This is a genomic window from Streptomyces sp. NPDC091279, assembly GCF_044757465.1.
In the GTDB taxonomy this organism is placed as follows: Bacteria; Actinomycetota; Actinomycetes; order Streptomycetales; family Streptomycetaceae; genus Streptomyces.
On sequence record NZ_JBIVVA010000003.1, the window covers coordinates 119,146 to 135,071 of the forward strand.

Annotated in this window: 5 protein-coding genes; 4 read left to right on the plus strand and 1 reads right to left on the minus strand. The window is 74.9% G+C overall.

All coding sequences use genetic code 11. From position 1 onward, the window contains the following. Positions 1–93 precede the first annotated feature (93 nt). The 4 genes from ACIQOU_RS07845 (at position 94) to ACIQOU_RS07860 (ending at position 14,945) form a co-directional block, all read left to right on the plus strand. Entirely contained in the window at positions 94–1,899 is a 1,806-nt protein-coding gene (locus ACIQOU_RS07845) for an acyl-CoA dehydrogenase family protein (protein WP_401534941.1), read from the plus strand. After that, a complete protein-coding gene (locus ACIQOU_RS07850; protein WP_401534944.1) occupies positions 1,896–6,842 on the plus strand; it encodes an amino acid adenylation domain-containing protein in 4,947 nt (1,648 codons plus the stop codon). The genes ACIQOU_RS07845 and ACIQOU_RS07850 overlap by 4 nt, the downstream gene beginning before the upstream one ends. Continuing rightward, positions 6,839–12,970 (plus strand): type I polyketide synthase, encoded by a 6,132-nt coding sequence (locus ACIQOU_RS07855; protein ID WP_401534946.1) that lies wholly within the window; start codon positions 6,839–6,841, stop codon positions 12,968–12,970. The genes ACIQOU_RS07850 and ACIQOU_RS07855 overlap by 4 nt, the downstream gene beginning before the upstream one ends. A 145-nt stretch (positions 12,971–13,115) precedes the next feature. Continuing rightward, positions 13,116–14,945 (plus strand): amino acid adenylation domain-containing protein, encoded by a 1,830-nt coding sequence (locus ACIQOU_RS07860; protein WP_401534948.1) that lies wholly within the window; start codon positions 13,116–13,118, stop codon positions 14,943–14,945. A gap of 59 nt (positions 14,946–15,004) precedes the next feature. On the opposite strand, the gene ACIQOU_RS07865 is transcribed toward ACIQOU_RS07860, so the two are convergent. Beyond that, the gene (locus ACIQOU_RS07865) at positions 15,005–15,820 is read right to left on the minus strand and encodes a hypothetical protein (RefSeq protein WP_401534950.1); all 816 of its coding nucleotides are present in this window, start codon (positions 15,818–15,820) and stop codon (positions 15,005–15,007) included. Positions 15,821–15,926: the final 106 nt, after the last annotated feature.

A 15,926-nucleotide genomic window follows, 5' to 3' on the forward strand; every position in this document is an offset into this window, starting at 1 on the left:
GCGCCCGCCCCGGCCGGACACGATTTCTCCGCACGAAGTCATTCATTGTTCGGCACACAAACTCGGCACACACAAAGGAAATGGGAGACCGCCATGGCGTCCGCGCGAGACCTTCTCAGCAGGCCCGGTTCCCCGAGTTTTCTCGAAGGCCTGTACGGGGGAAGACTCGACTGGGGGTTGATCGACGCGTTCCCCTGCCAGGACGCCGCGGACCGGGAGGCCGGTGACCGTGCCCTGGCGGAGATCGCCCGGTTCATGGCGGAGTGGATCGACCCGGAGACCGTGGACGCGACCGGCGCCCTGACCGCCGGGTTCCTCGACGAACTGCGCAAGCGCGGGCTGCTCAAGCTGGCCACCGGGGTGGAGAGCGGCGGCTGGGGGCTCTCCCAGTACAACGTCTTCCGGGTGATCGCCGAGGTGGCGAGCCGGTCGCTGGCGGTCGCCCTGATCCTCGCCATCGACAACGCGATCGGGATCAGCGCCTATCTGCCCCAGCTGGCGCCGGGCCCGCTGCGGGACTTCGTCCGGTCGCGGGTCGAGCGCGGCGCGGTCTCCTGCACCGCCGACACCGAGCCGCAGGGCGCCGCCAACACCGTCCGCCGGACCGTCGCGGTGGCCACCGAGGACGGCGCGGCGTACCTGATCACCGGCGACAAGGTCTTCGTGGGCAACGCGCCCATCGCCGACGTCGTGATCATCTCGGCGACCGTCACGGAGGACGGCACCGACCACCGGCGGCTGTTCTTCGTCGACGCGGACACCCCGGGCCTGCGCGTCCACGCCCGGCACGAGTTCATGGGCATCAAGGGCTTCCCGAACGGGGCGTTCACCTTCGACCGCGTCCGGGTCCCGCGCGAGCAGATGCTCCTGGAGGAGACCTGGTCGGGGCGGATGACCCGGACCGCGAACCTCGCCACCCTGCTCGGCCGCAACCACCTGATCGCCGCGCCGTCCCTGGCCTTCTCCCGGCTCGGCACCGAGTGGTCACGGGACTTCGCGGCCCGCCGCTCCATCGACGGGCGCACCGTCGACGAGTACGACGAGATCCAGCGGATGCTGGCCTCCTCGGCCGCCGACACCTTCGCCATCGACACCCTGACCCGGTGGACGGTGTTGCAGCCCGACATCGACGGCCCGGTCAACACGGCGTTCGAGCAGCTCGCCGTCAAGAACATCGCCTCGCTCGCCGCCTGGCGGGTCCTCGACCGGTCGATGTCGGTCCTGGGCGCCGAGGGCTACGAGACCGGCCCGAGCAAGGCCCGCCGGGGCGCGGTGGCCGTCCCGCTGGAACGCCTCGTGCGGGACGCCCGCAACCTGCGGATCTCCGGGGGCGTGGACTTCGCGCTCGACTACTGGGCCGGGCGGCTCATCCTGCCCCGGTACTACCCCGAGCCGCAGGTGGCGGACGACCTCTACGACGACGAGGACCTGGCCGAGCTGTCCACCGACGACCTCACCGAGCGCAACGTCGAGCACGCCCGGCACACCACCCGGCAGGCGAAGGACCTGGCCCGGTTCCTGCTGCGGATGCGGGCGAAGTACCCGGCGGCCGAGGAGCTGCTCGCCGAGGAGCGCATCGTCATCTGCGTCAACGGCGTCGTCAACGAGCTGCTGACGATGGCGGTCGTCCTCGCCCGGGCGGCGACCCTCGCGCGGGCCGGGCACACCTGGCCGCAGGACGTCGCCGACGTGTTCTGCACCGACGCCCGGCGCCGGATCGCCGATCTGTGGGCGGCCGCCGAGGCCGCCGCGAGCGGCCAGCAGCCCGACCACACCGCCGTCTGCGCCGGCCTCGCGGAGAACGGGCGGCCCACCGGCGTCCTCCAGTGCCTGCGCACCCCGGCCCACCTCGCCGCCCCGGCCCATCTCGCCGCCCCGGCTGAAGGGAACGACCAGTGACACTCATCGACGACCTGGCCCCCGACCTCGCCGAACAGCCCACCGCCGACGGCGCGTTGCTGCCGGTGGCGGGGTTCCAGGAACGCATCTGGTTCGCCGAACGGCTCGACCCCGACGTCGGCCTCTACAACGTCCCGCTCGCCTGGCGGGTCAGCCCCACGCTGCACCCCGCCGCGCTGACCCGGGCGCTGGCGGACGTGGTCGAGCGGCACGAGATCCTGCGCACCCGGTTCGTGGACGCGGGCGGGGTCCTCGGCCAGTCGGTCGGCCCGGCCTGGGAACCGCGGCCGCGCCTGGCGGACCTGCGGGAACTGGACGAGCAGGAGCGGTCGGCCACGCTCGCCCGGCTCCTGGAGGAGGACGCCCGCTACCCCTTCGACCTCGCCTCCGGGCGCCCGCTCACCGCGTCGTTGATCCGGCTGGCCGACGACGAGCAGGTCTTCTCCCTGTGCGTCCACCACCTGGTGTGGGACGTCGGCTCCGCGCGGCCCTTCCTCAGCGACCTCGGCCACTTCTACGAGCGGGCGACGGCCGCCCTGTCCCCGGAGCCGACGTTCACCCCGGCCCCTGAGCCGACGTTCGCCCCGGAGCGGGAGCGGGTGCCGTCGGGTGCCGGGCGGGCCACCGCCGCTCCCGGCCAGGATCTGACGCCCACCGCGCGTGAACTCGCCGCCCTGTGGCGCCGGTTGCTGCCCACCGACACCCTCACCGCCGGGTCGTCGTTCTTCGAGCTGGGCGGTCACTCCCTGCTGGCGGCGCAGCTGATCGGCCTGGTCGGTGAGCACCTCGGGGTGCGGCTCACGCTGCGTGACGTCTTCGAACACCCCACGCTCCAGGCCCTCGCCGACCGGGTCGACACGGAGCGGGACGGCTCCGACGCGCCCGCCCAGGACCTGCCGGACGGTGCCGAACCCGCCTCCGACTTCCAGCGCAACACCTGGGCCGCGGAGCGCGGCGCAGACTCCGGCAACTACCAGATCCACCTGGTCTGGCGGGTCACCGGCGCCCTCGACCCCGCCACCCTCTCCCGGGCCCTGGCCCTGGTCGTCGCCCGGCACGAGATCCTGCGCACCCGGTTCGTCGAACACCTCGGCCGGCTCCACCAGGTGGTCGGCGAGCCGTGGGTGCCCGAGCCGGTGGTGGAGGACGCGACCGGGTTCGGCCCGGACGGCCACGACCGGTGGGCCACCGCCTGGCTGCACCGCGAGACCGGGCAGCCCTTCGACCCCGGCTCGGGCAGGCTGCTGCGCGCCACCCTGGCCCGACTCTCCGACGAGGAGCAGGTGTTCGCGCTCTGCGTGCACCACCTGGCCTTCGACGGCGAGTCCGTCCCGGTGCTGCTGCGCGACCTCGCCGCCTGCTACGAGGCCGTCCGCACCGGGACCACCCCCGCCCTGCCCCCCGCCACCCAGTACCGCGACCTCCTCCACGACCGCCGGGAACAGGAGGCGAGCGGCGAGCACGAGCGGGACCTCGACGCGTGGGCGAAGCGGCTCGACGGCGCCCCGGCCTACCCGGCGCTCACCCCGCCCGAGACCGCCGAGCCCGACGGCTGTGTCGCCGTCGACCTGCCCGGCGACCTCACGGAGCGGCTGCGCCCGGTGCGGTCCGCGCACCGGACCACCTGGTTCACCCTCGCCACGGCGGCCCTGGCGACGGTCCTGCACCGCAGGACCGGACAGGACGACCTCACCCTCGCCACCTCCGCCGCCCTGCGCGAGGGCCCCGGCGCCGCCGAGGTCGTGGGGCCCTGCCTCAACACCCTGGTGCTGCGCTCCCGTTCGGCGGCCACGGCCACCGTCGGCGACCTGCTGAACGGCCTGCGCGAGTCCGTCTTCGACGCGATGGCCGGGCAGCGGGTGCCCTTCGACGCCGTGCTGCGGCGGCTCGCCCCGGAGCGGCGGACCGGCTGGACGCCGTACAGCGAGTTCTTCGTCAACGTGAACGACGTGCCGCGCGCCGACACCCGGCTCGGCGACGCCACCCTGCGACGGCTGCTGCCCGAGGGGTTCTGGGGGCACCGGGTCAAGTTCGGCCTGTCGCTCACCCTGTTCCCGGGCGGCGAGAAGCCCCGGGTCCTGCTGTCCTACCGGGGCGACCGGTTCCGGCGCGCGGACGCCGAGGACATCGCCCGCGAGCTGGGCGACCTGCTCGCCACCCTCCCGGACCGCCTCACCGACCCGGTCCGCGACCCCGCCGCCCACCAGGACCGCGCCCCGGCCGCCCCCGCGCTGGCGCCGGCCGTGCAGTACCGGGAGTACATCGACGCCCAGCGGGCCAGGAACGACGGCCCCGAAGGCCGCGCCCTGGTCGAGTGGTGGACCGGCGCGCTGGCGGGCGCCCCGGCCTACCCGGCGCTCGGCGCGGTGCCGGAGCCTGAACCGCACGGCGTGGTGCCGCTGCCGTTCGCCCCCGATCTGCTGCGCAGGGTGCAGGCGGTGGGTGCCCGGCACAAGGTCAGCTGGTACCCGGTGGTGGCGGCGGCCCTCGCGGCGGTCCTGCACCGGTGGACCGGGCAGGACGACCTCACCCTGGGCACCCCGCTCGGCAACCGGAGCGAGGAGCTGGCCGGGGTGATCGGCCCCTGCATGAACACCGTGGCGCTGCGCTCGTCCCTGGCCGACGGCATGACGCTCGGCGGGCTCCTGGAGCAGCTGCGCGCGACCCTCCTGGACGCCCTGGAACACCAGGACGTCGCCTTCGAGTCGGTCGTGGACCGGCTCAACCCGGTGCGCAGGCCCGGCTGGACGCCGTTCCTCGACGTCACCCTCGCCACCCTCGACGAGGCGCCCGAACGGCGGCTCGGCGCGGCCCGGCTCACCCCGCTCGCGCCGGTCACCGCGCAGGGCGGCGAGTCGGTCAAGTACGGCCTGCTGTTCGGGGTGAAGGTCACCGGCGACCGCATCGAGGGCACCCTCAGCTATCGCGGCGACCGGGTCACCGCCGTGGACGCGCACCGGCTGGCCCGGCTGTTCGCCCTCGTGCTCGACCGGCTCCCCGACCAGCTCGACCGCCCCGTGCGCGCCCTCGACCTGATGGACGAGGAGGAACGGCGGCTGCTCGCCGGGTACGAGAACGGCCCGGCCCCCTACACGCCGACCACCGTTCCCGAACTGCTCGCCGAGCATCTGGCGGCGCGGCCGGAGGCGCCCGCCGTGGTGACCGCGGCCGAGACCCTCAGCTACGCCGAACTGGTCGCCCGGGCACGGGAGTTGGCCGAAGAACTGCGACCGTACGCCACCGACCCGCAGCCGGTGGTGGCCGTCCTGCTGAACCGGGGCGCCGACTACGTGGTCGCGATGCTCGCGGCCTGGCTCGCCGGGTGCGCCTACTGCCCGATCGACCCCGCCTATCCGGCCGACCGCGTCCAGCACGTGCTGACCGACCTCGGCACCCGGGTCGTGGTGACCGACCCCGCGCTCGTCGCGGACCCCGGCGCGCTGCCCGTGCCGGTCCTCGACGTGGCCCTGGCCCGCCGGACGCCCGAGCGGCCCCGGCACGGGCGGCTGCCGGTGCCCGCCCCGTCGGACATCGCCTACGTCCTCTACACGTCCGGCACCACAGGACGCCCCAAGGGCGCGGCGGTCACCCACGGCGGCCTCGCCCAACTCTCGCTGTGGAAGCAGGAGTTCCTGGGGCTCGGCCCCGACGACCGGGTCAGTCACGGCGTCAGCGTCGGCTTCGACGTGGCGCAGGCCGAGATCTGGCCCACGCTGGCGGCGGGCGCCGTCCTGCTGCCGTACGAGGAGCAGCTCAGCCCCGACGGCTTCGCCCGCTGGCTCGACGACCGCGAGGTCACCGTGGCCTGGGCCGCCACCCCCGTCGCCGAGATCATCTGGTCGCTCGGCCATGAACTGCCCGGCCTGCGCCAGCTGATCGTCGGCGGTGCCGCGATCACCTCGCTGCCCGCCCGCCGCCCCGGCTACCGGATTCTGAACGCCTACGGGCCCACCGAGGCCACCGTCTTCGTCGGCACCCACCAGGTCGACGTCGACGCCCCGGTGCCGATGACCCGGATCGGCCGGCCCGTCACCGGCGCCCGGTTGTACGTCCTCGACCCCGAGGGCAGGCGCTGCCCGGCCGGGGTCCCCGGGGAGATCTGCATCGCCGGGACCCCCCTGTCGGCCGGGTACTGGCGCCACCCCGAACTCACCGCCAAGGCGTTTCGGCCCACCGACCCCGACGGCCGCCCCGAACCCCTCTACCGCACCGGGGACGTGGGGCGCTGGCTGCCCGACGGCACCCTCGACTACCTCGGCCGCCTGGACCGGCAGGTCAAGGTGCGCGGACACCGGGTGGAGCCCGCCGAGATCGAACACCATCTGCGCCGCGCCCCCGGTGTCGCGCACGCCGCCGTCCGTACCTTCCCCGGTGAGACGGCCGAACTGGTCGCCTACCTGGTGCCCCGGGACGGCTCCCCCGTCGACACCGCCCAGGTCCTCGGCGAACTGCGCAGGCACCTGCCGCGCTTCATGATCCCGGACGCGGTCCTCACCCTGCCCGAACTCCCCCGCACCGCGCACGGCAAGGTCGACCACGCCGCGCTGCCGAGGCCCACCCGGGCCGAACTCGTCGGCGAGGGCCCGCGCCAGCTGCCCGGCACCGAACTGGAGCGGCGGGTCGCCGAGGCCTGGCGCACCGTCCTGCGCACCGACCAGGTGGGCGTCCACGACAACTTCTTCGACCTCGGCGGCAATTCGCTGCTGCTGGCGGCCCTGCACGGGGCGCTGCGCGCGGAGCTGGCCCCCGACCTGCCCATGCACTGGCTGTTCGCCCACCCCACCGTGCACACCATGGCGGCCGCGCTGGCCGGCGACACCGCCGCCCCGGGCGGCGACACCCCGCCGTCGCGCCGGGCCGCCGCCGCGCGCGGCGGCCGGGCGGCCCGGGCCCGGGGCGCACGGGCCGTACGGCGTCCGCAGAATCACGAGGAGACCTCATGACCGACCGGCCCATCCCCGCCGAGGCCGCGGCCGAGCGGGCGGACGACGCGTTCGACGACGCGTTCGACGACACCTTCGACGACGGCGGCATCGCCATCGTCGGCATGGCGTGCCGCTACCCGGGCGCCGCCGACGTCGGCGAACTGTGGGAGAACCTGAAGAAGGGCGTCGACGGCATCTCCCGGTTCACCGTGCCCGAGCTGCTCGCGGCGGGCGTCGCGGAGAGCGACGTCCGGCATCCCGACTACGTGCCCGCCCGGGGTGTGCTGCCGCACGCGGACCGCTTCGACTGGTCCCTGTTCGGCTACAGCCCCGGCGAGGCGACCCGGATGGACCCGCAGCAACGGGTGTTCCTGGAGACCTCGTTCACCGCCCTCCAGGACGCGGGCCTCGACACCCGCAGGCCCGATGTGTGGATCGGCGTGTTCGCCGGCTGCGACACCCCCCGCGCCGACTTCGCCGACGACGACCGGCTCGACACCGAGAAGCTCGCCCGGGACAAGGACTTCATGGCCACCCGGGTCGCCTACAAGCTGGGCCTGCGCGGACCCGCGATCACCATCCAGACCGCGTGCTCCACCTCGCTGGTCGCCACCCATCTCGCCGTGCAGAGCCTGCTGGGCCACGACTGCGACGTCGCCCTCGCCGGCGGGGCCTCGCTGCGGCTGCCCGCGAACACCGGCTACCGGTACAAGGAGGGCGGCATCGCCTCGCCGGACGGCTACTGCCGCCCGTTCGACGCGGACGCCAACGGGACCGTCCCGGGCAGCGGGGTCGGGGTCGTCGTTCTCAAGCGGCTCGCGGACGCCGTGCGGGACGGGGACCGGATCGTCGCGGTGATCCGCGGCTCGGCCGTCAACAACGACGGCAGCGAGAAGATCGGCTACAGCACACCGTCGGTGCCCGGGCAGCGCGATGTGATCGCCCTGGCCCACGAGCAGGCGGGCGCGGTCTCCGACGACATCGGCTACGTCGAGGCCCACGGCACCGGCACCGCCGTCGGCGACCCGGTCGAACTGGCCGGTCTGACGGCCGCGTTCGCCGCCACCGCGAGCGGCGAGGCGCGTGCCGAGCGGTGCCGGATCGGCGCGATCAAGAGCAACATCGGGCACACCGGTGCCGCCGCCGGGGTCGCCGGGCTGATCAAGACCGCGCTCATGCTCCAGCACCGCACCCTGGTGCCCAACGCCCATGTCACCGCGCCCGCCGAGGCGTTGGCCGACAGCCCCTTCCAGGTGTGCGCCGAGTCGGGGCCCTGGCCGGGGGAGGGTCCGCTGCTCGCCGGGGTGAGTTCGTTCGGGCTCGGCGGCACCAACGCGCACCTCGTCCTGGAGAGCCCGCCCGCGCCGCCGCGCCGGGACCCGGAGCCCGAGGTACCCCGGCTGCTGTGCCTGTCGGCGCCCACCGAGGCGGGGCTCGACCTGCTGCGCACCCGGCTCGCCGAACAGCTGGCGCCGGAACGGGAGGCGCCCCGTCTGGACGACACGACCTGGACCCTCGCCACCGCCCGCCGGCACTTCCCGCTGCGCCGGGCGCACGTCGTGGCCGACCGGGCGGAGGCTGAGGAGGTCCTGCGCGGCGCCGCCACCGCCGTGCGCGCCCCCGACGATCCCCGGCGGAGCGGGGTGGTCCTGACCATGCCGGGCCAGTCGGGTCTGAAACCCGGCGCCGGGCGGGCCGCGCACGCGCTGCTGCCGCGCTACCGCGAGGTGTTCGACCGGGTCCGTGAGGAGTCCCTCGACCGGTTCGGCATCGACATCGCCCGGGTGATGGACCCGGACACCTCCCCCGACTGGCTGACCGACACCCGCAACCAGCAGGTCGTCCAGCTCGCCCAGGGCTACGCCTTCGCCGAACAGCTCGCCGCCTGGGACATCCGGCCCACGGCGCTGCTCGGCAACAGCAGCGGCGAGTACGTGGCCGCGCTGCTGGCGGGTGTCTGGGACCTGTCCGACGCCCTCGGCCTCGTGCACACCCGGGGCGAGGCCATGTTCGCGTCCCCCGAGGGCCGGATGCTGGCCGTCTCGCTCAGCGTCGAGGAGGCCGCGCCGCTCGTCGCCGCGCACGAGGGCGTCGGCCTGGCGGTCGACTCCCCCGGCAACGTGGTGATCTCCGGCCGGGTCGACGCGGCCGAGGCGTTCGCGGCGACCCTGACGCGCCGGGACGTCAAGTTCACGGTGCTCCGCTCGCCGCTCGCCTCGCACTCCGACGTGATGGCGGGCGCGGCCGACGTGATGCGCGCGGCGCTGGCCAAGGTCACCGCGCGGGCGCCGGGCATCCCGGTGATCTCCAACCTCACCGGCTCCTGGCTCACCGCCGAGCAGGCCGCCGACCCCGAGTACTGGGCGGCCCACCTGTGCACGACGGTGCGGCTCACGGAGGGCATCGGCACACTGCTCGACGGTCCGTCGGGGCTGTTCGTGGAGCTGGGTCCCGGCGACTCGATGACCCGTTACGTCCGGTCGCACCCGGCGTGGGGAGGGGGCCGCACGGCGGTGCCGACCATCGGGCGGGCGCCCGCCCGGGAGCGGCAGAGCCTGCTGGAGACGGTGGGACGGCTGTGGGAGCACGGACTCCAGCCGGTCTGGAACGACCTGTTCCCGGACTCGGCGCCCCGACGCACGGCCCTGCCGCCCGTCGCCCTGGACTCCCGCCCGCTGCCCATGCGCCCGACCCGCACCACCGCGCCCACCGCCGTGGCCACGGCGCCGACCGGGAGCGGCCCCCTGCTCTCCCGCCGCCGCTGGACGCGCGACGACACCCCGGCGGCGGCCCCGGCCCACGACGCGGTGTTCCTGGTCCGCGACCGCCCCGACACCGGCGCCTGCCTGCTGGCCGACGCCCTGTGCGCGCCGGACGTGCGCAGCACCCGGACCGACTGGACGCAGGTCGGCGCGGACGGGGTGCCGACGGGGCTCGACACCGCTCCGGCGAACGCCGTGGTGGTCGCCGTGCTGCCCCCGGCCGAAGGACCTCACCTGCCCGAGCCGGTACGCCGCCTCGTGGAGCGGACCCGCGAACGGGGCATCCCGCTCCTCCTCCTCGCCCGGGGCATCACCGACGTCCTCGGCAACGGCGAGGCCACCCGCCCCGACGCCGCCGAACTGACCGCCTGGGCAGCCCACCAGTCCCGCACGGCCAACGGCCTGCTCCACCTACTGGACCTGGGCCCCACGGAATCCCCAGGCCCCTCCACCTGGCCCCAACTCCACCCCCAAACACCCCTGTTCGCGTGGCGCGGCCGCTACTGGTGGGCCCTGGCGAGAGAGCGGGTCGAGGCGGAGGAGGCATGGAACGCCGGGATCGGCGTGAACGACGGGAACGGCAGGGGTGTGGGGGGCACTGGGTCTGCCGAAGCTGCCGGAACCGCCGTGAGCGCCCCGCCCGCCACGCCCCTGACCGGGCGGTTGGCCGTCGGGGTTGCGGAACTGCCCGGTGCCGTCGGGCTCGTTCGGGAACTGGCCGTCGGCGGGGCCGAGGTCGGTGTGGTGGTGAGCGAGGGGGGTGGGCCGCTGCCGGTTCACGCGGTGGCTGCCGGGGCGGCGTGGGAGGGCGGGGAGCGGCTGTCCGCCAAGGCGGGGCTGCGGGCCGATCTGGACCGGTACTGCGCCGGGCTGGTGGGGCGGTTCCTGCTGTCGGCGGGCGGGGTCGCGCCCGGCGACCTGGTCTCCGACGGCGAACTGCGCCGACGGCTCGACCCGCAGACGCGCCTGCCCCGTTACGTCGGCATGCTGATCGGCGTGCTCGCGGCCGAGGGCTGGTTGACCGGCGGCCCGGACACGGCCTGGCAGCTGAGCGCGGACTTCGCGGACCGGGCGACGGAGGCGCTGCTCGCGGGCGACGCCCTGGACGAGGTCTCCGGCCTGCGCGGCCTGCTGGACGTCTGTGTCGGCGCGCTCCCGGAGGTGTTCGCCGGGCGGCGCACCCCCGTGTCGGTGCTGTACCCCGACGCCCGCCCCGAGCTGATGCGGGAGCACCTGCGCGCCAACGACGTCGTCGTCGGTGACGCCCTCGCCTGCCTGGACACCCTCGTGGAGACGATCCGCGGGCTGCCCGTCGGCGCGGACCGGCCGCTGAGCATCCTCGAAGTCGGCGCGGGCCAGGCCGGGTTCGCGGAACGGCTGCTGGACGGCTGGGACGCCCGCGACCATGTGTCGTACCACGTCACCGACGTGAGCCCGTTGCTGGTCCGGCGGGCCAGGGAGCGTTACGCCGGTGCGCGGAACATGACGTTCTCGTCGTTCGACTTCACCCGTGACGCGGTGGCCCAGGGGCTCGTGCCGGGCGGTTACGACCTGGTCCTCGCCTACAACTCCCTGCATGTCGCGCCCGATGTGCGGCAGGTGGGCGGGCGGTTGCGGGACCTGCTGACCGACACGGGTGCCCTGTGTCTCGTGGAGATCACCCGCACCGACCGGTGGGAGCACCTGGTGTGGGGGCTTGCGCCGGGGTGGTGGGACTTCGAGGACGACCTGCGCGCGGACTCCGTCCACCTCGACCGCGCGACCTGGCGGACGGCGCTGCGCGACAGCGGGTTCGGCGAGGTGACCGCGCTGCCCGTCGACGACCTGGCCGACCTGGCCGACCACACCGTGCTGCTCGCCTCGCGGAGCGACCCGCCTCGTGGGCCCGTCGGCGCGGGCGTCGTCCGGGAACTCGCCGCCCGCGCCGAGCAGCACGGCTGCGGCACGCTGATCCACCTGGTCGGCCCCGGCGCCGTCGCCCGCGAGGAACAGGCCGTCGCCGTCGCGGCGGCGCTGCGGGGGGCGCCGGGCGACCGGCCCACGCTGGTGGTCACCGTCGACGACGACCACGACCCGGCGCCGGAACGCTGGCGCCGGCTCCTCGACCCGGGGGCCGACGGCGCCTGGCGCCATGTGGAGGTGCCGAGGCTGGACGCGGCGACGCTCGCCACGCTGCCCGCGCTGGCCGGTGCCGGTTCCCTGCCGCCGGTCGTCCGCCTCGAACGCCCCGCGACCCCGGCGGCGCCGCCCGCGCCGACGGCCGCGCAGCCGGTGCCGGGCGCCCTCGGCGACGTTGCCGCGCAGAGCGGTGGCGGTAGTGGTGGCTCGCGGCCGGGTTCCGGGGGCGCGGCGCAGGGCGATCCGGCGACGGCGGCGCTCGGGGAGGTGTGGCAGGACCTGCTGGGCGTGCCCGCCACGACGGCGCGGGACGACTTCTTCGCGCTGGGCGGCGACTCCCTGATGGCGGTGCACTTCATCAGCCGGGTGCGGGACCGCACGGGGGTCTCGCTGCCGTTGACGGCGTTCGCGGAGACCGCCACGTTCGGCGATCTGAGCGCCCTGCTGCGCGCGGCCGGTGCCACGTCAACGGCGGCCCCGGCAGCCCCCGTTGACGTGGCACCGGAGCGGTCCGCGTCGGCGGCGGTGCCGAGGGAACCGGCGGTCCCCGGGCTGATGGTGCTGCGCGGCACCGGCAGCCGTACGCCCCTGTTCCTGGCCGCCCCGGCGGTGGGCAGTTCGCTGTGCTACCGCACCCTCGCCCGCCAACTCGGCGACGACCAGCCCTGCTACGGCATCGAGTCACCGCTCCTCGACGACACCCTGTCGGCCGGGGCGCGGATCGAGGACATCGCCGCGCACCACGTCGACATCGTCCGCCGGGCCAGGCCCGAGGGCCCCTACCGGGTCGGCGGCTGGTCGGTGGGCGCCATGGTGGCCCACGAGATGGCCCGCCAGCTGATCACCGCCGGGGAGGTGGTGGAGAGCGTGCTGGGCATCGACGGCTATGTGATCGACACCCACGGGCGCCCCCAGTTCACGTTGCCCGAACTCCTCGTCCAAGGGGTGCGCCAGCAGGTGCAGGCCGCGCTCGGCAGGCGGCCCGACCTCCAGCGGATGGGCGGCGACCAGCGCGTCTACCGGCGCGCCTTCCAGCGCAACGTCCGCGCGATGCTCCGTTACACGCCCCGGCCGATCCCCTGCGACGTGGTGATCTTCCGGGCCGGGGAGGCCGACGACGCGGCCCTGGAGCGGGTGCGGCGGCGGATCGGCGGACTGTACGAGGGGACGGCCGACATCCGCGCCGTCCCCGGCACCCACTTCACGGTCCTCAACGACCCGTACGTCGGTGAAGTGGCCGCTGGGATACGGGAGTTGTCGAGCTGAGCCGGACACCGACGGGCAGGGGGGTGCGGTCACGGACCGACGGCACCCCCTGCCCGTCTTCCCCCCTTCCACCACTTCCACCACTTCCACACCTTTCGCCCCTTTCGCCCCGAGGGCCCGCACCACGAGGAAAGTAGGAGAAGCGATGACCCCGACCGTCACGCACGCGCTGACCGGCCCGGTACGTCCGGTGCCCGGTGTGCTGCTGCCGGACCTGCTCCACCGGGCCACCTCGGCCAGGCCCGCGGCGACGGCCCTGGTCGCCCCGGACGCGACCTGCACCTACGCCGAACTCCACGCCCGCGTCCAGCGGTTGGCCCGGGAGCTGCTCGGCCGGGGCGTCGGCGGCGAGGACCGCGTCGCCGTGCTGCTGCCCCGGACGGCCGACTCGGTGGTGGCGCTGCTCGCCGTGCTCACCGCGGGCGCCACGTACGTGCCCGTGGACAGCGGTTACCCGGCGCAGCGGATCTCCGCCATGCTCACCGACGCGCGGCCCGGTCTGGCGATCACCACCCGCGCGCTGGCCGACCGGCTCGCGCCCGGCGTCCCGGCGCTGCTCCTCGACGACCCGGACGTGGTCGCCGCGATCGCCGCCCGGTCCGCGGCGCCGGTGCGCGCGGCGGACCGGGCGCGGCCGATCACGCCGCACGACGCGGCCTATGTGCTGTTCACCTCGGGCTCGACCGGCCGCCCCAAGGGGGTGACCGTCGAACACCGTTCCCTGATGAACCTCGTGGCCTCGCACCGCGAACTGTTCTTCGGCCCGGCCACCGACCACCTCGGCCGGGACCGGCTGCGCGTGGCGCACACCGCCGCGCAGTCCTTCGACGCCGCGTGGGACCCGCTGCTCTGGCTGTTCGAGGGCCACGAACTGCACCTGGTCGACGACGCCACCCGCCGGGACCCGGAACTCCTGGTCCGCTACCTGGTGGAGCAGCGCGTCGACGTCATCGAGACGACCCCGACCTTCGCCGAACAGCTCGACCACAACGGCCTGTTCGACCCGGCGCACCCGCACCGCCCCGGGGTCCTGGCCCTCGGCGGCGAGGCGATAGGCCCCGCCCAGTGGGACCGTCTGCGCACGCTCCCGCACCTGCTCGCCCTGAACCTGTACGGGCCGAGCGAATGCACGGTGGACGCGTTCATCGCGCGGCTGTCCGCGTATCCGGCGCCCACGATCGGGCTGCCGGTCGCCAACACCGTGGCCTACGTCCTGGACGACCGACGGCGGCCGTGCGCGCCCGGGGAGACCGGGGAGCTGTATCTCGCGGGCGCGGGGGTAGCCCGCGGCTACCTGCACCGCCCGGACCTGACCTCGGAGCGGTTCCTCGACGACCCGTGGCAGCCGCCCGGCGCCCGCATGTACCGCACCGGTGACCTGGTCCGGCAGGCCGACGACGGCACGCTCGTCTTCGCCGGACGCGCGGACGGGCAGGTAAAACTGCGCGGGCAGCGCCTTGAACTGGGCGAGGTGGAGGCGGTCCTGCAACGGCACGACAGCGTGGCGCAGGCCGCGGTGGTGGTGCGCGAGGACGCGCCCGGCGCCCAGCACCTCGTCGCGTACGTGGTGGCGGCGCGGGGGGCGCGGTGCGTGCCGGCGGAGCTGCTGGCGTACGCGGGCGAGTCGCTGGCCGCGTACATGGTGCCGGCCGCGGTCGTCCCCCTGGACGCGCTCCCCCTCTCCCCCAACGGCAAGCTGGACCGCCCCGCCCTTCCCCGCCCCGAGTTCGCCGCACCGCCCGGCGGCCGCGAGCCCGCGACCCCGACCGAACACCTCATCTGCCGCCTCTTCGCCGACGTCCTCGCCGTCCCCGCCATCACCCCCGACGACGACTTCTTCGAACGAGGCGGCACCAGCATGACGGCCATCCACCTCATCACCGCAGCCCGCACCGAGGGCCTGACCCTCCGCCTCCAGGACATCTTCGAACACCGCCGAGCGGAAGCGCTGGCGGGGTTCGTGGACGGGGGGTGAGGCGGGGGTGAGGCGGGGGGTGCGGTGGGGCTGGTCGCCGGGGGCCGGTCCGGGCCGGTTCAGATGAGGAGGGCGTTCACCGTGTCTGCCGTTGTCCGGCTGCGCAGGATGTCCTCGTGGGCCACCTCGACCGGGACGCGGTGACCGGCGTGCCGGGCGTTCGGGTCGGCGGTGGGTGAGGTCACCGCCGTGGCGTTCGGCCACAGTTCCGCCGGGTCGTACGCCGACGCGGCCGCGATGTACGACACGAACGCCTCGTAGGTGAGCGTCAGTTCGTCGGCCAGCTCGGTGAGCAGTCCCGCCCGCGCGAACGCGGTGTGCGCGATCTCCGCGAACGACTTGGTGAGGGCCGCGCCGAACGCCGCGACGGTGGTGAAGTCCCGTGCCGCCTCCTCAGCGACCCGGTCCGCCAGGGCGTGCTCCTGCGGCGTCAGCACCGAGGAGAGCCGGGCTACTGCGGCGTGGAAGTCGGCGGTCATCCCGGCGACGTCGGGGAGTTCGGGGTCGAAGAGCACCACACGCGGCGGCGTGTCCTGCCCCTCCGACAGGAGTTGCGCGAGGCGGGCCGCGTACAGGCCGCCCACGCAGTAGCCGAGCACGGCGTGCACGGGGCGGCCGGTGGCCCGCACCGCCTGCGCCCAGAACCTCACGAAGTCCTCGCCGTCGAAGGTGCGGGCCAGTTCCGGGTCCGGCTGGCGGGTCTCCCACAGCGTCACGCCGGGGGCGAGGAGGGGGGACAGTGCGGTGAACGTCGACTCCGGGCGGCCCGAGCCGGCGAAGTCCACGGCGAGGACGAGGGGGGCGCCGGCTTCCTCTTCCTCTTCCTCGCGGAGGGGCTTCCAGGCGGTGGATGCCGGGTTCTGCGGCGGGGTCACGGGGGCTCCCTCGGTGGGTGACAGGGGGTGGGCGGCGGGGCGGTCGTGGTGGCGCCACGGCCGCGTCCTCAACGTAGCCGGGTGCGGTTCCCTCACGGGGGTGCGA

Coding starts and splice junctions, on each gene's coding strand:
- ACIQOU_RS07845 (WP_401534941.1), top strand. CDS start 94: ATGGCGTCCGCGCGAGACCTTCTCAGCAGGCCCGGTTCCCCGAGTTTT.
- ACIQOU_RS07855 (WP_401534946.1), top strand. CDS start 6,839: ATGACCGACCGGCCCATCCCCGCCGAGGCCGCGGCCGAGCGGGCGGAC.
- ACIQOU_RS07860 (WP_401534948.1), top strand. CDS start 13,116: ATGACCCCGACCGTCACGCACGCGCTGACCGGCCCGGTACGTCCGGTG.